The following is a 24,384-nucleotide window of genomic DNA, read 5'->3' as shown; positions in this document are numbered from 1 at the left end:
GCCTCGCGCCTCGTGGGCGCAGCCATCGAGGTGGTCGACCTCGCCAAGTCGTATGGAGAGCTGCGGGCGGTCGACGCGGTCAGCTTCGAGGTGGCCGAGGGTGAGTTCTTCGGGATCCTCGGGCCCAACGGCGCGGGCAAGACCACGACTCTGGAGATGATCGAGGGGCTGCGCCAGCCCGATGCTGGCACCATCCGTCTCCTGGGTGAGCCACCCTGGCCGCGCAACCCCGCCCTGCTGCCGCGCATCGGGGTGCAGCTGCAGAGCTCGGCGTTCTTCGAACGGCTCACCGCTCGCGAGCAGATCCACACCCTGGCGTCCCTGTACGGCGTGAAGGCCGCCACTGCCGATGACTGGTTGGAGCGGGTGGGCCTGGTCGACAAGGCCGACACCAGGGTCGAGCAGCTGTCCGGGGGACAGGCGCAACGTCTCTCCATCGCCTGCGCGCTGGTCCACGAGCCCGAGGTGGTCTTCCTCGACGAGCCCACGGCGGCGCTGGACCCACAGGCCCGCCGCAACCTGTGGGAGCTGCTGTCCGGCCTCAACGACAGCGGCCGCACCGTCGTGCTCACCACCCACTACATGGACGAGGCCGAGGTCTTGTGTGACCGGGTCGCGATCGTCGACCACGGTCGGATCCTCCAGCTCGACTCGCCCGCCAGCCTGGTGCGCGGGCTCGACGCAGCGACGCGCATCACCGTGGCGCCCGGCCAGCTCTCCACGCAGGAGGCTCTCGCGATCTCGGGGGTCGACGACGTGACGGAGGGCTCGACCGGCCTCGTGCTGCGCACGCGTCAGCCCGCGGTCGTGCTGTCCGCACTGGCCGAGCAGCAGCACCTGGCCGGCGTACAGGTGCAGACCGGCACGCTCGAGGACGTCTTCTTGTCGCTGACCGGCAGGGAGTACCGGGCATGAGCTCCCTGGCGTTCAAGAACCTCAGCCTGGCCATCATCCGAGGCTTCGTGCGCGACAAGGCGTCGGTCTTCTTCGCGATCGTCTTCCCGCTGATGTTCCTGGTGCTGTTCGGCGGGCTGTTCGGTGACGCGTCGACCTCGAGGGTCGAGATGATCCAGGTCGGCGACGTGGCCTTCATCGACCAGATGCCGCGGGCCGAGAAGGCCACGTTCGAGGAGACCTTCCACATCACTCACAGCGACGATCTCGAGGCGTCGGTCGCGAAGGTCAAGAAGGGCGACGCCGACGTCGCTGTCGAGATGCGGGGCAAGACCCTGATCGCCCACTACACGCAGACCGACCAGGTCAAGGCCGCGGTGACCCAAGGCGTGCTGCGGGCATTCGTCGACAGCACGAACCTCGCCCTGTCGGGCAAGCCCCCGACCTACGAGCTCCAGGCAGAGCGGGTCGAGGACGACTCGCTCAAGGTCATCCAGTTCGTCACTCCCGGCCTGTTGGGGTGGGCGGTCGCGATGAGCGCCAGCTTCGGCGCGGCTGCCACCTTGAACGGCTGGCGCAACTCCAAGCTGCTCCGGCGCCTGCAGCTCTCACCAGTGCCGACCGGCACGCTGGTCGGCGCCCGGGTCAGCGTCACGATCGCGATCGCGCTGACGCAGATGGCGATCTTCCTGGGCTTGGGAGCAGCGGCGTTCGGACTGACCCTGACGGGAGCCTGGCCGGTCGCCATCCCGCTCCTCGTGGTGGGCACGTTGTGCTTCATGGCGATCGGGCTGCTGGCCGGCGCGGTCGCCAAGACGACTGAGGGTGCGGTCAACATGGCCAACTTCATCGTCTTGCCGATGTCCTTCCTCAGCGGGTCGTTCTTCCCGCTCGACGCCGCGCCCGCGTGGCTGCAAGGCCTCGCGCACGTGCTGCCGTTGTGGTGGCTCAACGAGGGCATGCTCGACGTGATGGTGCGAGGCGAGTCCGCGACTGCTGTCCTGCTGCCCATGGTGGTGCTCGCCGCCTTCGCCCTGGTCGTCACCGCGATCGCGGCGAAGCTGTTTCGGTGGGAGACCACGTGACCCGCCTGCTGCTCACCCCGGCGGCGCGGTTGCGACGGCTTCGCGGGCGCATCACGGGCAGCGTGACCAGTCCACTCGCCGGACGACGAGTGATGGTCACCGGTGCCTCGAGCGGCATCGGCGAGGCGACGGCGTACGCCGCTGCCAAGCGGGCAGCGCACGTGTTGCTGGTCGCCCGGCGTCAGGCCGAGCTCGATCGGGTGCGCGAGGCGATCGAGGCGGGCGGCGGCCGGGCATCGACGTACGTCTGCGACCTCACCGACTACGAGGCGGTCGACGCTCTGGTCGAGCAGGTGCTGGCCGAGCACGGTGGCGTCGACTACCTGGTCAACAACGCCGGACGGTCGATCCGCCGCAGCCTCACGCTGAGCTATGGCCGCTTCCACGACTTCGAGCGGACCATGGCGGTCAACTACTTCGGACCCGTGCGGCTGATGCTGGGTCTCTTGCCGGGCATGCGGGCGCAGGGCTTCGGCCACGTGGTCAACATCGGCACCTGGGGCGTGCAGATGAAGGCTCCCAAGTTCACCGCCTACATCGCCTCCAAGACGGCACTCGACACCTGGTCTCGGATCGCCGGCCGGGAGACCTACGCCGACGGGGTGACGTTCACCAACATCCGCTTCGGGCTCGTGCGTACGCCGATGGTGGTGCCGACGCCGGGCTACGAAGGCCGCAAGGCTCTCAGCCCGGAGCGGGCCGCGGCCCGGGTCATCCGCGCGCTCGAGGAGCGGCCGGTGACTCTCGACAACAAGGTCGCCCGGGTCGGTGAGGTGCTCAACCTCATCGCGCCGAGGTTGAGCGATGCCCTGATGAGCAGCTATGACAGCCGGCACCCCGACTCGGACGCGGCCACGGGCGGCCTAGGCCGCTAGCTGGCCTTCTTCGCCGCCTTCTTGGGGGCGGTCTTCTTGGTCGTCGACTTCTTGCTGGTGGCCTTCTTCGCCGCCGCCTTCTTGGCGGGCTTGGCGTCGTCGTCATCGTCCTTGGTCCTTGACGGCGTCGACTCGCCACGTGCGGTCTTGGCGGCGTCGACCGAACGTTGCAGCGCCGCCAGCAGGTCGACGACCTCGCCGGAGGACTTGGTCGACTGCGGGGTCTTCTTGACCTCTCCGCCCTCGATCTTGGCCTTGACGAGGGCCTCGACGGCCTCGGCGTAGTCGTCCTCGAACTCGTCGGAGTCGAAGTCGCCGGCGAGGGTCTCGACGAGCATGTTGGCCATCTTGACCTCGGCGTCCTTGACCTCGCCGGGCTCGACGGAGAAGTCGGGCTTGCGGACCTCGTCGGGCCACATCATGGTCTGCAGCACGATCACGTCGTCGCGCACCCGGAGTACGGCCATCGACGTGCGGTTGCGGATCGCCACGGTCACCACGGCCATCCGGTCGGCGTCGAGCAGCGCCTGACGCAGCAGGGCGTAGGGCTTGGTGCCGCTCTTCTCCGGCTCGAGGTAGTAGGACTTCTCGAACCAGATCGGGTCGATCTGGTCGCGCGGCACGAACTTCTCGACCGCGATCTCGCGGGTGGAGTTGGACGGCAGCTCGGCGAAGTCGTCGTCGTCGAGGATGACCATCTCGCCGTCCTCGGTCTCATAGCCCTTGGCGATGTCGGAGTAGGGCACCTCCTCGCCGTCGATCGAGCAGACCCGTTGGTACTTGATCCGGCCGCCGTCGCTGGCGTGGACCTGACGGAACGACACGTCGTGGGACTCGGTCGCGGCGTATAGCTTCACTGGCACGCTGACCAGCCCAAACGACACGGCGCCCTTCCAGATGGCTCGCATGCCTGCAGCGTACGGCTTGCCGCCGACCTCCCGCCTGTGGATGTGACCCGGGCTGACGGGGTAGTCCCCGACGGTCGGAACCCTGGGTCGCGAGTTCGAGGGTTCCGTTCGTACCGGACTATCCGGGTGGACCTGTGGATAATCGCGGGCGTGCGTCCAATGCTGGCCTCGAAGGGGACCTTCGTACCGAAGGGGGAGGCTTGGGTGCACGAGGTGAAGTGGGATGGCGTGCGGGCGCTGGCGGAGGTGCGTGAGGGGCGGCTGCGGCTGTACAGCCGCAACGGCAACGACATCACGGTCGCGTGGCCCGAGCTGGCTACCCCTCCGTTGGGGGAGCGCGACCTGCTGGTCGACGGCGAGATCATCGCGCTCAACGAGCACGGACTGCCGGACTTCCGGATGCTGCAGGATCGGATGCACCTGCGCAACGCGGTGACGGCCAGGCGGCTCTCGGCCAGCACTCCGGCGACCTATATGGTCTTCGACCTGCTCCGCCTCGACGGCGAGGATCTCACCCACCTCGCGTGGGAGGACCGGCGTGCCCGGCTCGAGGCACTCGGGCTCGACACGACCTGGCAGGTGCCGGCGGTGTACGACGACGGGGACATGCTGTTCGAGGCGACCAGGGCCCAGGGGCTCGAGGGAGTGGTCAGCAAGCGCAGGTCCTCGACGTACGCCTTCGACCGCCGTACGGACTCCTGGCTCAAGCTCGCCCACCGGCTCAACGCGTCATTCGTGATCGGCGGCTGGAAGCCGCAGGAGGGGACGACGGTCGGACCTCCGGCCTCCGTGCTGGTGGGCGAGATGACGCCCGAGGGCCTGATGTACCGAGGTCGCGTCGGCAGCGGGATCGGACCGAAGGCTGGGGCCCGGCTGCTTGCGCTGCTCCAGCCGCTCGAGCGCGCTGAGAGTCCGTTCGACGACGAGGTCCCCCAGGTCGACACCATCGGCGTGACCTTCGTCGACCCCGTCATCGTCATCGACGTCGACAGCCACGCCACGGCGAAGAACCAGCGGTTGCGGCAGCCGTCATTTCGTGGCGTGCGCAGCGACCTGACCCCGGAGGACCTGCTCTCGTGAGCCCGGGTTCGGGCGAGGAGATCCGCGTCGACGTCGAGGGTCGCACCCTGAAGCTGAGCAACCTCGACAAGGTGCTCTACCCACGCACCGGCACCACCAAGGGCGAGGTGCTCAACTACTACGCGCAGGTCTCGCCGGCGATGCTGCCGCTGCTCAAGGACCGCTGCGCGACGCGGGTCCGATGGCCGAACGGCGTGGAGAAGCAGAGCTTCTTCGAGAAGAACATCCCCCCGGGAACCCCCAAGTGGGTCCGCACCGCCGAGGTGCCGACGACCGGCTCGCGCGCCCAGGCAAGTGGTCGGACGAGGAACGGCGACACCCTCGTCTTCCCGATCATCGACGACCTGGCCACGCTGACCTGGCTGGCCAACCTCGCCGCGCTGGAGCTCCACGTCCATCAGTGGACGGTGACCAGGGCGGGCAGGCCGCAGAAGGCGAACCGGCTGGTGATCGACCTCGACCCGGGCGATGGTGCCGGGCTGCACGAGTGCTGCCAGGTGGCGCTGCTGGTGCGCGACAAGCTGGCCGAGCGCAACCTGGAGACCGAGGCCGTGACGAGCGGCAGCAAGGGCCTGCACCTGTACGCCGCTCTCCAGCCCCGCCTCGACCCGGACGAGTCCACGGCGCTGGCCAAGGAGGTGGCCGAGGAGCTGGCCAAGGAGCACTCGCGGCTCGTGACCGCGACGATGACCAAGTCGAAGAGGTCGGGCAAGGTCTTCTTGGACTGGTCGCAGAACGCCGGCTCCAAGACCACGTTGTCGCCGTACTCCCTGCGTGGTCGCGAGCTGCCGACCGTCGCCACGCCCGTCTCGTGGGACGAGGTCGACGTGGGGGCGCAGGACCCGTTGGGTCTCGAGCAGTTCCGGTTCGAGGAGGTACTCGAACGCCTGGCCGGCGAGCACTAGCCTTGTTACCAAGGCGTTGATGTGCTGTGGGTGTTCCGTAGTTTTCGTGAGTGGCCGGCCGACATAGCGTTGCGCAGGAAACCTGCCAGGTTCGGGTACGACCGGGGGGACGTCCCGAACCTGGCATTTCGCTGCGCTCCACTGATCGCGCAGCGCCCATCGCGTCACTGTCCAACGCAAGTTCCTGACGATGCTCGCGGCGTGGAGCCCAACTTCTGCACGATGAGCGGCCTGATCGCCGCAGATCGTCCTATGCTCAGGCCCCGTGGGGGGTTCAGTTCTCGTCGTCGAGGATGAGCGTGATATTGCGTTTCCGCTCGTCCGCACGCTCGAGCGTGAGGGATATGACGTCGCGTGGATCGACAACGGCCGCGAAGTGCTGGACGCCGTCGGCGAGCAGGCCGTCGATGTCGTCATCCTCGATCTCTCCCTGCCCGACATGGACGGCCTCGACGTCTGCAAGGCGCTGCGCGAGAGCGGGTACGACGGGGCGATCCTGATCGTCACTGCACGCACGGGCGAGCTCGACCGCGTCGTGGGCCTCGACAGCGGCGCCGACGACTACCTCAGCAAGCCCTTCGGCCTGGCGGAGCTGCAGGCCCGGGTGCGCGCGCTGCTGCGGCGCACCGGACGGCGCGGCACCTACGCGGCGCACGACAGCTACGGGTTGCGGCTCGACATCGAGGCCCGCCGGGTCTACGCCGGCGAGAACGAGATCAAGCTGACCAGTAAAGAGTTCGACGTCTTGACCGTGCTCGAGGCCCACCGCGACAAGGTGGTGCCGCGTGGACGTCTGATGTCGGAGGTCTGGGACGAGAACTGGTACGGCTCGACCAAGACCCTCGACGTGACGATCGGTCGCCTGCGCCACAAGCTCGAGGAAGCCGGGCTGCAGGACCGCGTCGTCGCGGTGCGCGGGGTGGGCTTCCGGCTGGAGCACACCAAGCCCGTCGGCTGAGCTGGAGGAGGCCCTGCCCCCTCACCTTTCGGTTGCTCGAGCGGCCGGTGCGGTAGCGCCGACGGCCCTGCCCGCCTCATGCTGAGGCATGGCTCGCAATCTCGTGGTGTGCCTCGACGGCACCAGCAACGAGCCGGAGTCCGGTACGACCAATGTCGCGCGTACCTACGCGGTGGCGGCCAAGTCCGACTCGCAGCTCGTGTACTACGACCCTGGCGTCGGCACGATGGGCGCACGCGGTGCGGTCACCCGGATCGGCAAGGCCGCGACGCGCGTGGCCGGCCTGGTCGTGGGTTTCGGGGTCAAGGACAACATCGAGGAGGCCTACGACTGGCTGGCCGCGAACTACCAGCCGGGCGACCAGATCTTCGTCTTCGGGTTCTCCCGCGGCGCCTACACGGCGCGCGCGCTCACGGGCATGCTGCGCACGGTCGGGCTGTTGCGCCCCGGCACGGGCAACCTCACGCCGTACGCCCTCAAGCTCTATGCCCAACACGGCAAGGACGTGCCGTCCGAGGGTGAGGAGAAGGAGTTCTGGAAGGTGCGCCGCGGGTTCATGGACCGGTTCGGCAACCCGGAGTTCCCCAACCCCTTCAACAAGAGCCAGCACCAGGTGCGGTTCCTGGGCGTGTGGGACACCGTCAAGACGATCGGCTGGCTGAACCTCAGGGCGCAGTTCGAGCAGGCGCGCTGGCCCTTCACCCGGCGCATCACCAACGTCGACATCGCGCGGCACGCCATGGCGCTCGACGAGCGGCGTCGGCCCTACCCCGCCTACAGGTTCGACGCCAAGGCCGTGGCGGCGTCCGGCGGAAGGTACGTCGAGCAGTGGTTCGCCGGCGTGCACAGCGACGTCGGCGGGCAGTACGACGACCACCGGCTCTCCGACATCGCGTTCGGCTGGATGATCGAGGAGGCCGTCAAGGCGGGGCTCGAGGTCGACGCGTCCGCGTTCAAGAGGCTGGCCGGTTTCCCGCTCGGGTCCGCGGCGCCCGAGGAGCGCAGCCAGGGGATCGTCCACGAGAACGGCAGGATCTGGAGCCTGCTCGGAGGATGGAAGCCGCGCGAGGTCGTCGACGGAGACCTGGTGCACCCGAGCGTCTACGCCAAGATCGCGTCCTCCGACTACCGGCCCCACGCCAAGGGCTTCCCGTACTCCGCGGGCTGAGACCGAACCGCTTCGCGCCGCCCGACGTACCCTCCCCACATGGGGGACCGTTGAGGCCTGCGCATCGGTGGGCGGTCGTCGCGGGGAGCGCCGCGCTGCTCGTCGTGGGGCCCATCGCCGTGCGTGCCTGGCCCGCCGACGACAGCGACGTGAGCGCGGCCGAGCTGCTGACCACCGTCCAAGGCAACCTCGACCATCCCTACTCCGGGTACGTCGAAGCGCAAGGCACCTTGCTCCTCCCGGTCGCCGACCGGTTCACCGATGTGGGCGAGCTGTTCGGCAGCTCGACCCGGCTGCGGGTGTGGTGGCGCTCGGCCGACGAGTGGCGCGTTGACAGGCTGCTCGCGACCGGTGAGACCGACCTGATCCACAACGCGCAGGGCACCACCCGCTGGCGCTATGAGCAGAACGACGCCGACCTGAGCCACGACCCCGACATCCGGCTGCCGCGCACCGCCGACCTCGTGCCGCCCGAGGTCGCCGACCTGATGCTGTCCGACGCCGAGCCGTCGGAGGTGAGTCGCCTGTCGGCAGCACGTGTGGCGGGGCGCGACGCGCTGGGCCTGCGGCTGCGGCCGGGTGCGCGGCAGACCAGCATCGACCACGTCGACGTGTGGGCGGACGCCGACAGCGGCGTGGTCCTCCGGGCGGTCGTCGTGGGCAAGGGCTCGGGCAAAGCCGCGTTCACCACGGAGTTCGCCGACTTCTCGCCGGTGACGCCACCGGCGGAGCGCACCCGGTTCGTGACACCGCCGGGTGCCGACTTCGAGTTCGACGACGTGCTCGACATCGCCGACGCCGCCAACCAGTACGCACCCGTGGTGCCGCCGGACCGGGTCGCGGGGCTGGTCAAGGGGCCGGCCTCCGACCGGGCCGTCGGCGTCTACGGCTCCGGGGCGACCAGGCTGATCGCCATCCCGCTCCGTGGCCGCGAGGCGGAGCCGCTGCGCGAGCAGCTGCGCCTGACACCCGGCGTGCGCGAGGAGCCGCAAGCGGCTCTGGTCATGATCGGACCGCTGGGGGTGGCCCTGGGCGGGAGCGGTGGCGACGGGGGCTGGCTCGTGGCCGGCACGGTCACCCCGGACACGCTGCTGCGGGCGGTGCGCGACCTCTACCGCGGCATGGTGATCGTGGGTGACGAACGATGATCCGCACCCACGGCCTGACCAAGAGGTACGGCGCGATCACTGCCGTCGACCAGCTCGACCTCGACGTGCGTGAGGGCGATGTCTACGGCTTCCTCGGCGCCAACGGCTCGGGCAAGACGACGACGGTGCGCATGCTGCTCGGCCTGGTGCTCGCCACCTCGGGCACTGCGGAGGTGCTCGGGCGGGCGATGCCCAGGGCGGGCCGCGAGGTGCTACCGCAGGTCGGGGCCCTGGTCGAGTCGCCGGCCGCCTATCCGCGCTTGTCGGGGCGCGCCAACCTGCGCGTACACGACGCGCTCGCCGGAGGGAGGCGGCGTGGCCGGGCAGGGCGGGTCGACGACGTGCTCGACCGAGTGGGCCTCGGCGGTGTCGATCAACGCCCCGTGAGGGCCTACAGCCTCGGCATGCGTCAGCGGCTCGGCCTGGCGCACGCCTTGCTCTCGCAGCCGCGACTGCTCGTGCTCGACGAGCCGACCAACGGGCTGGACCCCCAAGGCATCAGGGAGATCCGCGACCTGTTGACCGAGCTCAACGCCGCAGGCACGACCGTCTTCTTGTCGAGCCACCTGCTCGCTGAGGTCGAGCAGATGGCCACGCGCGTCGGCGTGCTCGACCGCGGCCGGCTGGTGCTCCAGGAGAGCCTGGAGGTGCTCAAGCGGCCGACGGGCCGCACCTACGTGCGCACGCCTGACGTGGCTGCGGCACGGGCACTGCTCGACGGTCAGGTGGAGGCGTACGACGAGGCGTCGCTGCTCGTGCGGGTGCGCGATGTCGCTGCGCTCAACGCGCAGCTGGTGGGCGCCGGCGTGAGGATCAGCGAGCTGGCGCCCGAGAAGCACACCCTCGAGGACGTCGTGCTTGCCGCCAGCTCTGCCGCGGGCGACCGGTTCGACCGGGACGTCCCGAGAGTTGGCTCGTGATGCGGGCGCTGACGGTGGAGCTGCACCAGCTGGTCCGGAGCCGGCGTACGTGGGTGACGATCCTGCTCATCGACCTACTGCCGACGATCGTCGCGGTGCTTCTGGCAGTCACCGACATCGGCCCGCGTCCCGGCACCGGGCCGGCGTTCCTGTCGGCCGTGCTGACCGACGGCACGCTGTTTCCCCTTGCTGCGCTGGCGATCGTGCTCCCGCTGTTCTTGCCGATCGCGGTTGCCGTGCAGGCGGGTGACGCGATCGCGGGGGAGGCGCAGCAGGGCACGCTGCGCTACCTGCTGGTCCGGCCCGTCGGACGGACGCGCCTGCTGGTGGCCAAGCTGGTCTCGGTGATGGCCTTCGTGCTGCTGACGCTCGCGGTCGTGGCCGTCACGGCGTACGTCGTCGGCGTGCTGCTGCTCGGCACCAGCGACGCCGGCCAGACCACGACCGTCTCCGGGACCTCGCTGACGCAGGGCCAGATGATCGGGCGTACGTTCCTCGCCCTGGCGTTCGCCCTGCTGTGCATGCTCGGCGTCGCGTCCATCGCGCTGTTCCTCTCGACCGTCGTGGACTCTCCGCTGGGTGCCGCGCTCGGCACGATGGCGGTGCTCGTCGCCTCGACGCTGCTGCTGACCCTCGATGCCGCCGACGTGGTCTCCGACTACCTGCCCACCCGCTACTGGCTGGCGTTCATCGACCTGTTCCGCGACCCCATCCACTGGCGCGACGTCATCCGGGGCACCCTGCTCCAGGCCGGTTACGTCGTGGTCTTCCTCGGGGCCGGCTGGGCCAACTTCATGACGCGGGACGTGACGCAGTAGGGGACCACCCCCTCAGCAGATCTCGGGCCCGGGCACGGCGGGATCGGCGACGACGAGCTGGCGGATGACCGCTGCGATCACGACGGGGTCCTGGGGGAGCTGGCCGTGGCTGACCTCGTGACCCGGGCAGACCGACTGGATGGTGAAGTCGAGGGCGCCGTCGAGGTTCGACGACGACGGGGGTACGACGACGCGGTCGTCGGTGGTCCAGATCGAGACCCACTTCGGTCCCGTGGGGGTCTCGTCCCCGGCGTTGAGCGCCCGGAGCAGGTCGCTGTCCGGCTGGAGCTGCTCACAGGCCCGCGGGCAGGAGTCGGGGGCGACGTCGCTGCCCAGGCCGGCCAGGTCGGATCCGTGGTGCGGCGAGCCGAGGGTGACGACGCGGCGAGCCAGACCGCCGCCGCCGTGGTCGCGCACCCAGAGCCTCGCGACGACGCCGCCGGCGGAGTAGCCGACGACGTCCACCGACCGGGCGCCAGCGCGCTGCAGGGCCAGGATCACGGCCTTGCCCAGCGCGCCGGCCTGGCGGTCGAGGTCGCCGGTGTTGTTGCCGGGCAGGTCGACGATCTCGACGTCGCGTCCCTGGGCGCGCAAGGCGCCGGCCAGCACCTCGAGGCCCGCCGTACCTCCGCCGTAGCCGGGTACGAGCAGGACCGGGCCCTGGGTCTCCTGCGAGACCGGCTCCACGGCTTTGTCGTGGGTGCGCCAGATCGCGACGCCGAGCCCGGCCACCGCCACCAGTGCGAGCGCGAGCACACCGAGCAGGAACCGCCTCCGCGCGGGGGCCAGAGCGTCGAGCACGCTCCGATCCTGACGCCTCAGACCAACCCGGGGTGCCTCAGACGCGTGAGATGGGTAGGTAGGTCGCCGAACCTAGGGAGGTTGACCGATTCGCCGGGCGCGACTTACGAGCATTCTCGAGGCATGAGCAACAGCGGAACCAACATCTACATCGCGATGCAGCTCGCGAAGTACCGCCAACAAGACCTCGTCCGCGAGGCCCAGTCGTCGCGTCTGGCACGTCGCGCGAGACGCGGCTCACGCCGGTCGGCGCCCGACAGCTGATCCGCCCCGTCGGTGGGCGAGGACGGCCACCTGGCCCAGCGCCAGGCCGCCCTCGCCTGCCGGCACCCGACTGTGGGTGAGCACCTCGAAGCGTTCGGACCTCAGCCGCTCGAGGCAGGCCTGGGCGAGGAGCGGATGCACGAACAGGCCGCCGCTGAGCGTGACCGTCGACAGTCCGGTGCGCTCGTGCAGTCGGCGTACGTTGCCGACGACCAGCTCCACCACCGCATGCTCGAACCTGGCGGCCACGAGGCCCGGATCGACGCCCTTGCGGACGTCTTGGACGACCGACCAGATGATCGGCGTGGGATCGCCGTCGTCGCCGAAGGCGTAGACGCGTGTGCGGCGGCTCAGGTCGCCCAGCCCGAACGCGCGGGCGCGGGCCTCGAGCTCGCTGACCGACTGGTCCTCGTAGTCGGTGTGGTGGCAGATCCCGGACAGGGAGGCGACCGCGTCGTAGAGGCGAGCCATGCTGGAGGTCGACGTCCGCCTCCCGGCGTCGTGGAGGTGGTCGTCGAGCAGGCCGCGCTCGTGGTCGTCGCTGGCTCGGACGGTGGGCAGCGACGGGTCCCACGGCACGCCGGCCGCGCGCAGGTGTGCGAGCGCGACGCGCCACGGCTGGTGCGGCCCCTGGCGGTCGGGCAGGTCGACGTAGGCGAGGTGCGCCGCGCGTTCGTAGCCGGCGTAGTCCGCGACGAGGAACTCCCCGCCCCACAAGGCACCGTCGTCGCCTCGACCGTGACCGTCGAGGACGACCCCGATCACCTGTCGGCCGCCGGGGATGCCGTGCTCGACCATGGTGGCGGCCACATGGGCATGGTGGTGCTGGACGTCGACGGCCACGCTCGTCGCGAGGTGACCGCGAACCCAGCGCCGGGACAACGACTCCGGATCGTCGTCGGCGCCGACCACTGCGGGCGTCACTCCGGTCAGGTGCAGGAGCTGATCGACGACCGGGCCCAAGGCCTGACGCGTCAGGGGCTCGCCTACGTGGCCGAGCCGGCCGGAGACCCAGGCCCGCCGCTGGTCGGCGACACAGAGGCTGCCCTCCTCGTCCTCGCCGATGGCCAGGGAGGGCGGGGCATCGAACGGAAGGTCGAAGGCGACCGGTGCGCTGCCGCGCCCGATGCGGACCGGCGCGGACCGGCCCACCACTGCTCGCGTCTTCGAGTCGTCAAGGGGCACACCGATCGGGAAGTCGTGCACGAGCCAGGCGTCGGCGATGCCGTCGAGCCGCGAGAGGGCGTCCTGCTCGTCGGCCACGACGGGTTCACGAGAGACCCGGGCGCCGGTGATCACGAGGGCCTGGGGTCCGGGCGGGTCGCCGGGCAGGCCCAGCAGCAGGTGGTGCAGGGGCTCGACCGCCAGGAGGACCCCGAGGTCGGCCTGCCCCGGGGCGACGGCCGCGGCGAGAGCGCCCGGTCGGCGCAGCCAGGACGACCGGCCGGGACGGGTCCGACAGCAGCTGTGCCTCGGCGGGCCCGATCGCGGCGATGCGCTGGGCCTCGTCGAGCCCGGTGACGAGCACCGCGAACGGCTCGTCGCCGCGGTGCAGTCGCTTGCGCAGCAGGTCCACCGTGTGGCCGTGGGTCGCGTCGCACATCAGGCGGTGGCCACCGAGGGTTCGGACCGCGAGGATCCCGCCCTCTGCGAGCACGGCGCGCGCCTCGGCCAACGCGCCCTCGGCGTGGAGGGTCTGGTGCGTCGGTGCGAGGAGCCGCAGCCTCGGTCCGCACTGCGGGCAGCACGCCGCCAGGGCGAGGTTGCGGCGGCTCGTCGCGTCGGAGAGCTCCGCCTCGCACTCCTGGCAGCGGTCGAAGCCCGCGCCCGGAGTGGCGGCGAGGCTGGAGTAGCGCGGACCGCAGGCCGTGCAGCTGATGAACGGGTGGCGGTAGCGCCGGTTGCGCGGGTCGCGCAGCTCGGCCAGGCAGTTGTCGCACGTCGCCCGATCGGGCGACAGGCCCGGAGGCGGAGCGGGAGTCCGGTCAGGCGACAGCGCGGGCGTGCGTGCGTCGTTCGTCGGCATCTCGTCCCCCGGGCCCCGGCGAGTGTTCGGCTGATGTCCAGCGCCGCCGGTGCTGCGCAATCTACGACGGGCCGCCGGCTGAAGGCCAGGCGCTCATTATCTTGGCGTCAAGATAAGTCGTGAGAGAAGGTAGGCGGGTGACGCAGCTCCGGGACCGCTTCCTGCGCCTGATCGGGCCGACGCCACTGGTGCGCAGCCTGGCCGGGCAGTCGGTGATCTCGGCCTTCGGTGAGGGCGCGTTCCTCACGGGCAGCGCGGTCTTCTTCACGATCATCGTCGGGCTGTCGGCCCAGCAGGTGGGGCTCGGGCTGTCGGTCGCGGCGCTGGTGCGCTTCGCCGTGTCGGTGCCGCTCGGCAAGCTGGTCGACCGGTGGGGGTCGAAGCCGACGTGGCAGGTGACCAGCGCTCTCGAAGCAGCGGCCTACGCCGTGTGGCCGCTGCTGACGGGCTGGTGGGCGTTCGTCGCGATGATGGTCGTGATGGCGGTGCTGGAGGCCGGCCGTCGCAATGCCCGCGGCGCCTACGGTCTGGCGGTCTTCGCCCGCGAGGAGCGGGTGCGCTCCCAGGCCTACCTGCGCGCGGCCCGCAACGTGGGCTACACCTTCGGCGCCCTGGCGGCTGGACTCGCGCTGGCGACCGACAGCGACAACGTCGTCCGCATGGTTCCGCTCGTCACCGCTGCGCTCCTGGCGGTCAATGCGCTGTGGGTCTTCCGGCTGCCTGATCTGGTCGACGACGACACCGCGGAGTCGCCGATCGAGCAGGCCGTCGAGCACGCAGGTGAGAAGCGCAGCGCACTGCACAACCGCGGCTTCTTCCTGATGAGCGTGTGCAACGGCGTGCTCGGCACCCACGGTGTGCTGCTCAACGTGGTGATCCCGCTGTGGCTGGTCCAGGAGACCGATGCGCCGCACGTGCTGCTGGCCTGGCTGTTCGGCACCAACACCGTGATGGCCGTCTTCCTCCAGGTCGCCGCGGCGCGTGGCGTGACCGACGTACGCCGCAGCCTGCGCGCGCAGTACCGCGGCGCCGCCTGCTTCGCGCTGTCGTGCGCGATCGTGCTGGTCACCCACGACACCGTCGGCTGGGTGACCATCGTGCTGGTGTGGGTCGGGCACGTGACGGTCACCGGGTCCGAGCTGTTCCAGTCGGCCGGCATGTGGGGGCTGGTCTCCGAGCTGTCCGACCCCGAGCGACTGGGCGAGTACCAAGGCGTCTCCGGGCTCGGCTACACGATGGGCGACGTCTGGGCGCCGGCTCTCTACACGTTCCTCGCGATGACGTGGGGTGCACCCGGGTGGGTGGTGATCGCCGCCATCGTCCTCGTCGCTGCGCTGGGCATCGGGCCTTCGTCGCACGCGGCGGAGCGGTACCTCGAGCGAAGCCGGACTCCGGCCACTGCCTGATCCTGCGGCTGGTCCTCGGCGTCAGGCCAGAGCACGGATCTGCTCGAGCCGGAAGCCGACGCCGCGCACGGCCACGATGCGTTCGGGGAGACCGGCTGCCTCGAGCTTGGTGCGCAGCCGGCCGACCGTGACGTCGAGGGTCTTGGTCGAGCCGTACCAGTTCTCGTCCCACACCTCGTTCATCAGCCGGTCGCGGGAGACCACCTTGTCGCGATGGGCAGCCAGCACGGCGAGCACCCCGAACTCCTTGTTGGTCACCGGGATCTCGGTCCCGCCGGCGAACGCGCGACGCCCGTCGACGTCGACCTGCAAGACGTGCGGCGAACGTGCGTGGGCGGGTGGGTTGGCGCGGGTGCGGCGCAGCACGGCGCGAAGTCGCGCCAAGAGCTCGGCCAGCCCGTAGGGATGGCTCACGTAGTCGTCGGCGCCGCTGTCGAGACCGACCACGGCGTCGAGCTCCGTGGCCCGGTCGGTGACCAGCATGATGGCCCCGTCGTAGCCGCTCTCGCGCAGCGCGCGGCAGACGTCCTGGCCGTCCATGTCGGGCAGGGTCGCGTCGAGGATGACGCAGTCGACGTCGCTCTCGTCGACCACGCCGAAGACGTCGCGGCCGGTGCCGACCCACGCGACGTCGTACCCTTCGCGCTCCAGGGTGCGACCGAGCGGGAAGGTGATGTCGCGCTCGTTGTCGACGAGCAGCACGGTCTCGGTCATGCCCCGGTCATTTCCTGCGTCCGGACGTCGATCGGCACACCGGGCATCCTCCGTTCGCCAGCGGTACTTCCACTGGTGAGACCGACAATGTCGCGAGTTTCGTGGGAGACGTGTTCGCTTCCTGACAGAACCACTGATTTGGTGGCAGATCGGTGTGGCGACCGAGTGGTCAACTCGCCGGGACGTGCACGTGAGGTCGTCGTCAGCGGTCCGCGCTGGCTGGCAGAGAGTTAGTGGGCCACTCAATTCGTGCCACCCACCTTGGCTCAACTGTTCGCGTGGAGCCTCCGACTCCCTGCGCGTGCGGCTCGGCAGCTGATCCGACTGCGAGCCACTGAGCTGAAGGGGTTGTTCTCGACGGCGACGGACGTGAGCCCGAAGGAGACGTGGGTCCTCTCCCCTTCAGCGGTTTCCGGCATGTTCATCGGCATGGTCGGCGGTGAAGCCGATCCCATCCATTGGCCGGATGTCGAACAGCTTCCTGAGGATGAGAACGAACCGGTCTCCGACGCCGAGGTGGTGTCCGAGCTCGAGCTGCAGATGGGCGAGGGCTTCGTCGCACTGAAAGCGACGACGGGGAAGCTGTTTGCCATGACGTACGGCCTCAACTACACCATCGCCATAGCGGTGGTGCTGGTCGTCCCCGCACTCGTTGCCGGGCTGGTGTTCGTTGCTCGCGGTTCCGGTTGTCGTCGCTGTCGAAGTTGTAGGCACCGCGATTGCCTCCTTCACCTTGCGAGTCGGTGGGCTGTTGCCGCGAGTTGGACGCTCTGCCCGGGATGTCCAGCGCAGAATTGCGTCGGTGTGCGACAGCTATGTCTGGCAGAGAAGTCCGGTCCGACGAGCATTCTCAATCGCCCAGCTTGAAAGCGACGTCAGGTGGCTGGCACGGCGTTGCTCGCGCGTGGCATTGGGGGCTCACTGGCGCAGCTGGGCCAACCGCGAGGAGCTGGCCGCGCCGGATGCCGGCGAACAGGGTCGGTCTCGACGTCCGCCATCTCCCATGCAGGGCGCTGGTCAACTCCTTGACAGGAGGCGCTGTTGTCACGATCGTTGGCCGGACCCGTCAAAGGAATGGACAAGCTATGGGACTTGCATCGTTACTTCCGCGGATGGGGGCCGTGGCCGTGGGTGCAACGGTCGCCATAGGACTCGCCCTAGTGGCTGGATCCGCTGAGGCCGAGGGGCCGGGGTCAAGTTGCGTCGCAAACAATTGGGGCGAGGGCGGGATGGAGGCTGAGACGAGCAACAACGCGATGGCATAGGGAGGCTCCAACGGCACTATCGCTCAGATGCACGTGGCCGCAACCATGTACTGCCAAAGAATCTCCTCGTTGTACATGAAGGACCAGACAGGACCCGGCTTGTTCGAGTTCGGATATGTGGTCGGGTGGGAGACCTGCAATGTGCCCTCGTGGCTAGCCCAGCCGGCCATGTTCGAATGGACATATGACAACACGGGGTTCTTTTGGTGCGAAATATACACAGGTTACAGCCCTTCGATGGGCAACTATAACCAAGTCCGGGCGGCTGATCCTGAGCGAGATTACGAATGGGCGGGTAAGCTTAATGGGAGCGACATCGCAAGTTCGCACATCAATTTGGGATACATCGGAGCATACGGATTTGCCGCAGCCGAGCGCTCGAACTCGCAGGACTCTAGTTATGGACGTTGGGTTGACGTTCAGGAGCATCACACAGACAATGGGTGGACCCCATGGGACAATTTCCGAGTCGCTACTGGCTACCTGCTCAACAACGACCCCGACTACCACTTTGAGCGGGAAACAGCTGATTCGGGCAAGGTCGTCCACGACTAGTGGAGGCGCGCTGGGATGTCCGCGCGAGACCAGGCTCACCAGGAAGTTTCTGCGTTGAAGCAGCGTTTTGCGTCCCGCAGCCGTATTTACTAGCGATGAGCGACTACGAAACCTTCGTCGACGAGGCTACGCCAAGGCTCCTGCGTTTGGGTCTTGCCCTCACAGGGTCTTTGGCCACGGCGGAGGATCTGGTCCAGGAAGCGCTGATTGTGGCGTTTAGGAGGTGGGCGAGGTTGGATGCGCGAGGCCGCTATGCGTATGCCCGGCGCTCTTTGGTCAACGCCCACATCGACCTAGCGCGCAAGAGCCGGGCTAGTGCCCAGCCTTCCAGGCCCACGGAAGTGGGCGAACACGGCGGAGTCACCCCCGAGGGCGTCCTGCTTAACCGTGAACTGGATCGTGAGATCAGAGCGGCCGTTCGAAGCCTCCCGCCCCACCAGCAGGCAGTCGTGACCCTGAAGCACTTTGAGAACCTGAGTACACGAGAGATAGCCGACGCGCTGAACATTCGAGAGAGCACTGTCAGAAGCAGCTTGAACCGTGGCCATGCGACCCTGCGAATCAAACTTCACGGCACGCGACTTCAGGATGACAAGGAGCGAGATGTCCCATATAAGTGATCATGACGTCCGGGCAGCCTTCGAGGCTGAGAGCGAACTCATTGGAAGCGACAGCGTCACGCGCGTCAAGGCCAAGTTGAAGGACACTGCGCCAATGGATCGGCGCCCTGGAATCGCCGGCCTGTCGCTGATCGCCGTCGCCGCGTTTGCGGCGAGCGTAGCTGCGATAGGGGCAGCGGGTGGTTTCAGCTCCGCCTCCCCGGACTCGAATGTGGCTGGCCCGATGTCGATTCTTGCCCCACCCATGACGCCTGGAGAGGGGCCGCCGTGCTTGGGGGCGCAGGAGGTCGACGCCAAGTCGGCCCTAGCAGGTTCTGGGAAGCAGCCGGTGTATCTACCCGCGGGCAGCTCGCTCGAACAAGCGATCACGATCTGGTCTTGCAGCGGGTCGGGAATTGCTGCGCTACTCCCAGGGAATACGATAGTTCTGAGCGGGCAGGTTGGTGAGGATGAGGAACTTTCCGATGCTGACCGGAGCGCCAACTACAGGTCGTATGTGGAGTCAGTCAGCGAAAAGGCGACGAAGTCGACGGATGGTTCCGAACCGATGGTAACGGTGGTGCAGAATGTGCCCGCGCTCGTAGTTCCTCGTTACCCAGAGAATCTTATGTCCCTTGTCGAGTTCGAGGTTAACGGGACGCAGATCCGGATCACGAACGATGGCTCAGTGCCAATGTCGGAGCTCGTTAAGCTGGCCGAGTCCCTCACACCAGCGCAGGACTAGCAACAGCACACTTCTTTCAGGAGGTTTAGCGGCAGCACCTCGATGACTGGGGCGAGGCGCCTCGGATGCCCGCTCGATCCTGGTCACCAAAGGTCAAGCACCAGTTGTCGACGGGGACGTGTTCGCTCCAGACCTTAGCCACAACGAGGCAGACCCTGGCTTGCTGCCTGGGGCCGTCCCTGCCGGCCAGCACGAATGAGAACGGTCTAAGCCGTAGGCAGCGATCGGTCAACGGACGTCAGCAGGCCGCGGTCCCCTCATGAAAGTCGCTGGCACGATCGACCGACCGTTCGGCCATGATCGTGCGCCGGCCGGGCACCACCGGGTGCCTTATATGTGGCGGGGCAGGCCGGGCGGCATGGTCGGGCGGGCGGGCGGGGCGACGAACGTGGCATCCCGGGGCCGCTCTTGTGCACTCACTGCGGTCCGAGGCCCGAGCATCGTCTTCCACTGGTGAGACCGACAGCGTCGCGAGTTTCGTGGGAGACGTGTTCGCTTCCTGACAGAACCACTGATTTGGTGGCAGATCGGTGTGGCGACCGAGTGGTCAACTCACCGGGACGTGCACGTGAGGTCGTCGTCGGCGGAGATCCGGGCTGGCACCAAGTTCTCCACAGATTCAGTTCTGGGGGGCGACCGAGCACCTCGAACGCCGCTACCTTCCCGTCCAGAAACTGAATCTCTCGGGAAGGTGGCGGCATGTCGGCAACGGCTGTCGACGATCAGGCGCGCGGTCACACGCTGGCCCTGGTCGACGAGCTCGACGTGCAGGTGCGCGATGCGGTGCGGCGTCAGGGCGTCGATCCCCAGCGCCAGGCCTCCGTCGTACGCCGGATCGCCGAGACCGTCGTACGCGACCACGACGAGCGCAGCCTCACCGGCGAGGTCGTGCCGGTGGTCGACGCCGACGCCGTGGTCGACGAGCTGGTGGCGCGACTGTCGGGGTTCGGACCGCTGCAGCCGTTCCTCGACGACCCGGCGGTGGAGGAGATCTGGGTCAACGAGCCCTCGCGGGTCTTCATCGCGCGGCACGGTCGCCACGAGCTCACCAACCTCCTGCTGACCCGCGGCCAGGTCGAGGAGCTGGTCGAGCGGATGCTGAAGTCGAGTGGCCGGCGCATCGACGTGAGCCGGCCGTTCGTCGACGCGATGCTGCCCGAGGGGCACCGCCTGCACGTCGTGCTCGAAGGCATCAGCCGCGGCTTCTCGGCGGTCAACATCCGCAAGTTCGTGCTGAAGGCAGCCCGGCTGTCCGACCTCGTCGAGCTCGGCAGTCTCTCGCCGGCTGCCGCGGCGTTCCTCGCGGCGAGCGTGCGGGCCGGTCTCAACATCTTGGTCGCCGGTGGCACGCAGGCGGGCAAGACGACGCTCCTCAACTGTCTGGCCGCGGCGATCCCGGGAGGCGATCGGGTGGTCAGCGCCGAGGAGGTCTTCGAGCTGCGCTTTCCCCACCCCGACTGGGTACCGATGCAGACCCGGCAGGCCGGGCTCGAGGGCACGGGCGAGATCGCGCTGCGCGACCTGGTGCGCGAGAGCCTGCGGATGCGGCCCAGCCGGATCATCGTGGGCGAGGTCCGGGCCGAGGAATGCCTCGACCTCCTGCTCGCACTCAACTCCGGCCTGCCGGGCATGTGCACGCTTCACGCCAACAGCGCGCGGGAGGCGCTCGTGAAGATGTGCACCTTGCCCCTGCTCGCCGGGGAGAACATCTCGGCTCGGTTCGTGCTGCCGACGGTGGCGGCGTCGGTCGACCTGGTCGTGCACCTCGGCGTCGATGCGACCGGCGTACGCCGGGTCAACGAGGTGGTGGCCGTGCCCGGCCGCGTGGAGAACGACGTGATCGAGACCGAGACGGTGTTCGAGCGCGTGCGGGGAGAGCTGGTCGCGACGGGCGGCATGCCGCCGCGCCTGGACAGGTTCGAGCGCGCGGGCATCGATGTCCACGCGATCTTGTCGGGGCGGGCGGTGTCCTGATGGGTGCGCTGGTCGGGCTCGGCGTCGGCGTCGGACTCTTGCTGGTGTGGTGGGCGCTCACCACCACTCCCGCGCCGCGGTCTGCCGCCCGGCGTACAGGTTGGCTGGCTCGTCGCCTGGGCGAGGCAGGCATGAGCCAGGTCTCGGTGCCAGGTCTGCTCGCCATGTGCCTGGCACTCGGAACTGTCGCAGCAGCCGTGATCCAGCTGGTGTCCCACACCCCGCCCGTCGCGCTCGTGTTCGCTGCGATGGCCGCCTACCTGCCACTCGCTGTCGTGGCGGCGCGTGCGCGGCGTCGTCGGCGGGAGTTCGCGGAGGTGTGGCCCGAGGCCGTCGACAACCTCGCCTCGGCGGTGCGTGCTGGACTGTCGCTTCCCGACGCGCTGGCCGGGCTCGGCGTCCGCGGACCAGCGCCGCTGCGTCCGGCGTTCGACGCGTTCGCCCTCGACTACCAGGTGACGGGTCGTTTCGGCGACTGCCTCGACCGGCTCAAGGACGAGCTCGCCGACCCGGTCGGCGACCGCGTCGTCGAAGGCCTGCGCATCGCTCGCGAGGTGGGCGGGGGAGAGCTCGGACGGTTGCTGCGCAACCTCTCGGCGTACTTGCGCGACGACGCCCGCACCCGCTCGGAGATGGAGTCGCGTCAGGCCTGGACGGTCAACGGTGCACGACTCGCGGTCGCCGCACCCTGGCTGGTGCTGCTGATCATGTCGTTCCAGTCTGATGTCATCCGCCGCTACGCCTCGCCGGCCGGTGTGGTGATCCTGTGGCTCGGAGCGGTGCTCTGCGTCGTCGCGTACTGGTCGATGATGCGGATCGGTCGCCTGCCCGTGGAGAGGCGGATCCTGCGGTGAGCCTCGCATGGTGGGGCGCTGTGCTGGGCGGGCTCGCGGCGGCGGGTCTGGTCCTCTCGTCCTCCCGGGTCGTCGCGCTGCGCAAGCAGACGCTGAGCTCTCGGGTGTTGCCATACCTGCGCGACGTCCCGCGTCGCGGCGGCACGCAGCCGCTACGTGCGATGCCGGCAAGGCCTCGCTCGGCACCGGTCGTGGTGTTCGGGCCGTTCCTCGCCTCCGCTGCAGCCGCGGTCGAGGCGGTGCTCGGCGGCGCCAGCTCCGTACGACGGCGCCTCGACCGCGCCGCCATGGACAAGACCGTGCACGAGCTAGGGATCGAGCAGGTCGTGTGGGGACTGGTCGGGTTCTCCCTGGCAGCGGCCTACTCGCTGCTGCGTGCGCTGGGTGGCGGAGCAGGCTTGGGTTCGTCGTTTCTCCTGTCCTGCTTGGGATTCGTGGGCGGCGTGGTGCTCCGCGACAACCACCTCTCGTCACAGGTCAAGCAGCGCGAGCGCCGGATCCTGGCCGAGTTCCCGACCCTCGCCGAGCTGCTCTCGCTCGCGGTGGCCGCTGGCGAGGGGCCGGTGGCCGCGCTCGACCGGGTCTGTGCGCGCAGTCGCGGCGACCTCTCCGAAGAGCTCGGTCGCGTGCTGGCCTCCGTGCGCACCGGCGTGCCTGTTGCGGTGGCCTTCGACGCTCTCGCCGCTCGCACCGGAGTGCCGGTCGTGGCGCGCTTCGCCCAGGGCGTCGCTGTCGCCGTCGAGCGCGGCACGCCCTTGGCCGATGTCTTGCACGCGCAGGCGGGCGACGTACGTGAGGCCTCGCGTCGCGAGCTCATCGAGACCGCCGCGCGCAAGGAGGTCTTCATGATGGTGCCCGTCGTGTTCCTCGTGCTGCCCGTGACCGTGCTGTTCGCGTTCTTCCCGGGCGTGATCGGCCTGAGCCTGACCATCCCGTGAGAGAGGAACCGATGAACCGACTCCTTGCCATCCTGGTGCACAGCCGGCTGTGGCCGGTCGACGACGAGCGTGGCGACGTGCCTGGGTGGGTGCTCGTGACCGTGATGACCGCCGGCCTGGTGATGGGCCTGTGGGGCCTGGCCGACGACCAGCTGCGGCAGATGCTGCGCGACGCGCTCGACTCGGTGAAGAACTGACCGTGCCGGCGCGGTCCGCGCGAGGGTCGGCGGTCGTCGACTTCGTGCTGGTGCTGGCCGTGCTGGTGCCGGTGTTCTTGGGCATCCTCCAGCTCGCGCTGGTGCTGCTGGTGCGCAATACGTTGGCGGCTGCTGCCTCCGAGGGGGCGAGGTACGCCGCGACCCTCGACCGCGGACCCGAGGACGGCGTCGCCAAGACCCGCGCGCAGATCGCGGGGGCGCTGGCGGCGAGGTACGCCGAGGATGTCGACGCGCACCCTGTCCTGGTCGATGGCTCGCCCGGGGTCGAGGTGACCGTGCACGTCGTCGTACCCGCTCTCGGGCTCGGCGGGCCTGCGGTCGAGCTCGACGTGTCGGGCCACGCGATCGAGGAGCAGCAGTGAGGCGGCGCCGTGATGAGAGCGGGAGTGCGCTGGTCGAGCTGACCTGGCTCGGCATCTTGTTGTTGCTGCCGATGGTGTGGATCGTGCTGTCGGTCTTCGAGGTGCAGCGTGGGGCGTTCGCCGTGACGGCTGCGGCGCGTTCGGCGGGACGGGCCTACGCCCTGGCTCCTGACGACGCCACGGGAAGTCGCCAGGCTCGTGCGGCTGCAGAGGTGGCGTTGTCCGACCAGGGTCTCGACTCACCGGGCTGGCGCCTGGCGATCTCCTGTCCGCCGCGTCGCGACTGCCATGTCGGTGGCGCCGTGGTGACCGTGTGGGTGGCGACCCGCGTGGAGCTGCCGTTCGTCCCCGACCTGCTGGGCGGCGCGATGGGCTTCGCGCTCGACGCGACCCACCGGGTGCCGATCGGGCAGTACCAAGAGGCCGGCGGTGACCCGTGACCGGTCGTCGCAGCGAGTCCGGGCAGGTCACGATCTTGATCGTCGGCCTGGCGACGGTCCTCGCGATGGGCGTCGCTGTGGTCACCGACGCCTCGGCTGCCTACCTCCAGCGTCAAGGTCTCGACAACCTCGCCGACGGCGCCGCCCTGGCCGGCGCGGACCTCGGTGCCTCCAGTGACGACGTGTACGCCGGTGGCCTCGACGACGGGCGACTCGCGGTCACCGAGCGTGAGGCTCAAGCCGCCGTGCTCGACTACCTGCGTCGCGCCCAGGCCTTCGAGAGGTACCCCGGCCTCGCGGTCTCCGTCGACGCCGAGGTCGCCACCCAGTCCGTACGGGTGCGCTTGACCGCGCCGCTGCGGCTCCCGCTCAAGGTGCCGGGCGGACAGGAGTCCGCACGGATCGGCGCGACGGGGGCTGCGGTGGTGGCGGTCGACGAGTGACGCGATCACCGGATCGTCGCC

General features: G+C 69.2%; 26 protein-coding genes and 1 pseudogene. 21 read left to right on the top strand and 6 right to left on the bottom strand.

The features are described 5' to 3' along the window. Positions 1-12 precede the first annotated feature (12 nt). From ISU10_RS01710 to ISU10_RS01700, 3 genes are read left to right on the top strand one after another with little or no spacing between them, the layout of a single operon-like run. Positions 13-915: an ABC transporter ATP-binding protein gene (locus ISU10_RS01710; protein WP_194694601.1), complete on the top strand. Its 903-nt coding sequence runs from the start codon at positions 13-15 to the stop codon at positions 913-915. Then, the gene (locus tag ISU10_RS01705; protein WP_194694600.1) at positions 912-1,979 is read left to right on the top strand and encodes an ABC transporter permease; all 1,068 of its coding nucleotides are present in this window, start codon (positions 912-914) and stop codon (positions 1,977-1,979) included. The genes ISU10_RS01710 and ISU10_RS01705 overlap by 4 nt, the downstream gene beginning before the upstream one ends. Beyond that, positions 1,964-2,854 (top strand): SDR family NAD(P)-dependent oxidoreductase, encoded by an 891-nt coding sequence (locus ISU10_RS01700; protein ID WP_370864539.1) that lies wholly within the window; start codon positions 1,964-1,966, stop codon positions 2,852-2,854. Before ISU10_RS01705 ends, ISU10_RS01700 begins: the two co-directional genes overlap by 16 nt. Here the strand turns inward: ISU10_RS01700 and ku are convergent. Beyond that, the gene (ku, locus tag ISU10_RS01695; RefSeq protein WP_194694599.1) at positions 2,851-3,762 is read right to left on the bottom strand and encodes a non-homologous end joining protein Ku; all 912 of its coding nucleotides are present in this window, start codon (positions 3,760-3,762) and stop codon (positions 2,851-2,853) included. The genes ISU10_RS01700 and ku overlap by 4 nt on opposite strands. Positions 3,763-3,921: 159 nt before the next feature. Here ku and ligD (ISU10_RS01690) point away from each other — a divergent pair, with 159 nt between their 5' ends. From ligD (ISU10_RS01690) to ISU10_RS01660, 7 genes are all read left to right on the top strand, one after another. Further along, a complete protein-coding gene (ligD, locus tag ISU10_RS01690) occupies positions 3,922-4,842 on the top strand; it encodes a non-homologous end-joining DNA ligase (RefSeq protein ID WP_228499230.1) in 921 nt (306 codons plus the stop codon). Further along, entirely contained in the window at positions 4,839-5,747 is a 909-nt protein-coding gene (ligD, locus tag ISU10_RS01685; protein ID WP_194694597.1) for a non-homologous end-joining DNA ligase, read from the top strand. The genes ligD (ISU10_RS01690) and ligD (ISU10_RS01685) overlap by 4 nt, the downstream gene beginning before the upstream one ends. Positions 5,748-6,012: 265 nt before the next feature. Next, positions 6,013-6,705, top strand: a complete 693-nt coding sequence (locus ISU10_RS23730; RefSeq protein ID WP_194694596.1) for a response regulator transcription factor — start codon at positions 6,013-6,015, stop codon at positions 6,703-6,705. An 88-nt stretch (positions 6,706-6,793) separates the two neighbouring features. Further along, positions 6,794-7,873: a T6SS phospholipase effector Tle1-like catalytic domain-containing protein gene (locus ISU10_RS01675; RefSeq protein WP_194694595.1), complete on the top strand. Its 1,080-nt coding sequence runs from the start codon at positions 6,794-6,796 to the stop codon at positions 7,871-7,873. Positions 7,874-7,923: 50 nt separating this feature from the next. Further along, positions 7,924-9,021, top strand: a complete 1,098-nt coding sequence (locus tag ISU10_RS01670; protein WP_194694594.1) for a transcriptional regulator — start codon at positions 7,924-7,926, stop codon at positions 9,019-9,021. Then, entirely contained in the window at positions 9,018-9,941 is a 924-nt protein-coding gene (locus ISU10_RS01665) for an ABC transporter ATP-binding protein (RefSeq protein WP_194694593.1), read from the top strand. The genes ISU10_RS01670 and ISU10_RS01665 overlap by 4 nt, the downstream gene beginning before the upstream one ends. Then, complete coding sequence (locus ISU10_RS01660) at positions 9,941-10,759, top strand: ABC transporter permease (protein ID WP_194694685.1); 819 nt, start codon at positions 9,941-9,943, stop codon at positions 10,757-10,759. Before ISU10_RS01665 ends, ISU10_RS01660 begins: the two co-directional genes overlap by 1 nt. Positions 10,760-10,771: 12 nt before the next feature. On the opposite strand, the gene ISU10_RS01655 is transcribed toward ISU10_RS01660, so the two are convergent. Next, positions 10,772-11,560 carry a lipase family alpha/beta hydrolase gene (locus ISU10_RS01655; protein ID WP_194694592.1) on the bottom strand — a complete coding sequence of 263 codons (789 nt, stop codon included), beginning with the start codon at positions 11,558-11,560 and terminating at the stop codon, positions 10,772-10,774. A 123-nt stretch (positions 11,561-11,683) separates the two neighbouring features. Between ISU10_RS01655 and ISU10_RS01650 the strand changes: the two genes are divergently transcribed. Further along, a complete protein-coding gene (locus ISU10_RS01650) occupies positions 11,684-11,824 on the top strand; it encodes a hypothetical protein (protein ID WP_194694591.1) in 141 nt (46 codons plus the stop codon). Here the strand turns inward: ISU10_RS01650 and ISU10_RS01645 are convergent. Both ISU10_RS01645 and ISU10_RS23435 read right to left on the bottom strand, forming a co-directional pair. Next, entirely contained in the window at positions 11,798-13,255 is a 1,458-nt protein-coding gene (locus ISU10_RS01645; protein ID WP_267239097.1) for a Kae1-like domain-containing protein, read from the bottom strand. The genes ISU10_RS01650 and ISU10_RS01645 overlap by 27 nt on opposite strands. A 40-nt stretch (positions 13,256-13,295) precedes the next feature. Continuing rightward, positions 13,296-13,850 (bottom strand): annotated as a pseudogene (locus ISU10_RS23435) (Sua5/YciO/YrdC/YwlC family protein); the annotation flags it as partial. Positions 13,851-13,987: 137 nt separating this feature from the next. Here ISU10_RS23435 and ISU10_RS01635 point away from each other — a divergent pair. Continuing rightward, complete coding sequence (locus ISU10_RS01635) at positions 13,988-15,256, top strand: MFS transporter (protein WP_194694588.1); 1,269 nt, start codon at positions 13,988-13,990, stop codon at positions 15,254-15,256. A gap of 21 nt (positions 15,257-15,277) precedes the next feature. Here ISU10_RS01635 and ISU10_RS01630 read toward each other — a convergent pair whose 3' ends face one another. Both ISU10_RS01630 and ISU10_RS01625 read right to left on the bottom strand, forming a co-directional pair. Further along, the gene (locus ISU10_RS01630) at positions 15,278-15,970 is read right to left on the bottom strand and encodes a response regulator transcription factor (RefSeq protein WP_194694587.1); all 693 of its coding nucleotides are present in this window, start codon (positions 15,968-15,970) and stop codon (positions 15,278-15,280) included. Positions 15,971-16,372: 402 nt separating this feature from the next. Continuing rightward, positions 16,373-16,702 (bottom strand): hypothetical protein, encoded by a 330-nt coding sequence (locus ISU10_RS01625; RefSeq protein ID WP_194694586.1) that lies wholly within the window; start codon positions 16,700-16,702, stop codon positions 16,373-16,375. A gap of 1,183 nt (positions 16,703-17,885) precedes the next feature. Here ISU10_RS01625 and ISU10_RS01620 point away from each other — a divergent pair. The 9 genes from ISU10_RS01620 to ISU10_RS01580 all read left to right on the top strand — a co-directional run bounded on the left by ISU10_RS01620 (position 17,886) and on the right by ISU10_RS01580 (position 24,363). After that, the gene (locus ISU10_RS01620; protein WP_194694585.1) at positions 17,886-18,410 is read left to right on the top strand and encodes an RNA polymerase sigma factor; all 525 of its coding nucleotides are present in this window, start codon (positions 17,886-17,888) and stop codon (positions 18,408-18,410) included. Continuing rightward, entirely contained in the window at positions 18,331-19,134 is an 804-nt protein-coding gene (locus tag ISU10_RS01615; protein WP_194694584.1) for a hypothetical protein, read from the top strand. The genes ISU10_RS01620 and ISU10_RS01615 overlap by 80 nt, the downstream gene beginning before the upstream one ends. Positions 19,135-19,833: 699 nt before the next feature. Next, a complete protein-coding gene (locus ISU10_RS01610) occupies positions 19,834-21,108 on the top strand; it encodes a TadA family conjugal transfer-associated ATPase (RefSeq protein ID WP_194694583.1) in 1,275 nt (424 codons plus the stop codon). After that, on the top strand, positions 21,108-21,962 hold the full coding sequence (locus ISU10_RS01605; RefSeq protein ID WP_194694582.1) for a type II secretion system F family protein: 855 nt from the start codon (positions 21,108-21,110) through the stop codon (positions 21,960-21,962). Before ISU10_RS01610 ends, ISU10_RS01605 begins: the two co-directional genes overlap by 1 nt. Beyond that, positions 21,959-22,900 carry a type II secretion system F family protein gene (locus ISU10_RS01600; RefSeq protein WP_194694581.1) on the top strand — a complete coding sequence of 314 codons (942 nt, stop codon included), beginning with the start codon at positions 21,959-21,961 and terminating at the stop codon, positions 22,898-22,900. Before ISU10_RS01605 ends, ISU10_RS01600 begins: the two co-directional genes overlap by 4 nt. Before the next feature lie 11 nt (positions 22,901-22,911). Then, complete coding sequence (locus tag ISU10_RS01595; protein ID WP_194694580.1) at positions 22,912-23,097, top strand: hypothetical protein; 186 nt, start codon at positions 22,912-22,914, stop codon at positions 23,095-23,097. Between the two features lie 2 nt (positions 23,098-23,099). Beyond that, the gene (locus ISU10_RS01590; protein ID WP_194694579.1) at positions 23,100-23,480 is read left to right on the top strand and encodes a TadE/TadG family type IV pilus assembly protein; all 381 of its coding nucleotides are present in this window, start codon (positions 23,100-23,102) and stop codon (positions 23,478-23,480) included. Further along, entirely contained in the window at positions 23,477-23,920 is a 444-nt protein-coding gene (locus ISU10_RS01585) for a hypothetical protein (RefSeq protein ID WP_194694578.1), read from the top strand. Before ISU10_RS01590 ends, ISU10_RS01585 begins: the two co-directional genes overlap by 4 nt. Continuing rightward, on the top strand, positions 23,917-24,363 hold the full coding sequence (locus ISU10_RS01580) for a pilus assembly protein TadG-related protein (protein WP_370864536.1): 447 nt from the start codon (positions 23,917-23,919) through the stop codon (positions 24,361-24,363). Before ISU10_RS01585 ends, ISU10_RS01580 begins: the two co-directional genes overlap by 4 nt. Positions 24,364-24,384: the final 21 nt, after the last annotated feature.

Source organism: Nocardioides agariphilus (assembly GCF_015352445.1).
Lineage (GTDB): Bacteria > Actinomycetota > Actinomycetes > Propionibacteriales > Nocardioidaceae > Nocardioides > Nocardioides agariphilus.
Note: the sequence above shows the minus strand (reverse complement) of the source record. Positions and strands in the feature narration are given on the sequence as shown.

Excerpts from the sequence above, each read along its gene's own strand:
- ISU10_RS01705 (WP_194694600.1), top strand. The coding sequence starts at position 912 with ATGAGCTCCCTGGCGTTCAAGAACCTCAGCCTGGCCATCATCCGAGGC.
- ku (WP_194694599.1), bottom strand. The coding sequence starts at position 3,762 with ATGCGAGCCATCTGGAAGGGCGCCGTGTCGTTTGGGCTGGTCAGCGTG.
- ligD (WP_228499230.1), top strand. The coding sequence starts at position 3,922 with ATGCTGGCCTCGAAGGGGACCTTCGTACCGAAGGGGGAGGCTTGGGTG.
- ISU10_RS01675 (WP_194694595.1), top strand. The coding sequence starts at position 6,794 with ATGGCTCGCAATCTCGTGGTGTGCCTCGACGGCACCAGCAACGAGCCG.
- ISU10_RS01665 (WP_194694593.1), top strand. The coding sequence starts at position 9,018 with ATGATCCGCACCCACGGCCTGACCAAGAGGTACGGCGCGATCACTGCC.
- ISU10_RS01660 (WP_194694685.1), top strand. The coding sequence starts at position 9,941 with ATGCGGGCGCTGACGGTGGAGCTGCACCAGCTGGTCCGGAGCCGGCGT.
- ISU10_RS01650 (WP_194694591.1), top strand. The coding sequence starts at position 11,684 with ATGAGCAACAGCGGAACCAACATCTACATCGCGATGCAGCTCGCGAAG.
- ISU10_RS01630 (WP_194694587.1), bottom strand. The coding sequence starts at position 15,970 with ATGACCGAGACCGTGCTGCTCGTCGACAACGAGCGCGACATCACCTTC.
- ISU10_RS01620 (WP_194694585.1), top strand. The coding sequence starts at position 17,886 with ATGAGCGACTACGAAACCTTCGTCGACGAGGCTACGCCAAGGCTCCTG.
- ISU10_RS01610 (WP_194694583.1), top strand. The coding sequence starts at position 19,834 with ATGTCGGCAACGGCTGTCGACGATCAGGCGCGCGGTCACACGCTGGCC.
- ISU10_RS01605 (WP_194694582.1), top strand. The coding sequence starts at position 21,108 with ATGGGTGCGCTGGTCGGGCTCGGCGTCGGCGTCGGACTCTTGCTGGTG.
- ISU10_RS01595 (WP_194694580.1), top strand. The coding sequence starts at position 22,912 with ATGAACCGACTCCTTGCCATCCTGGTGCACAGCCGGCTGTGGCCGGTC.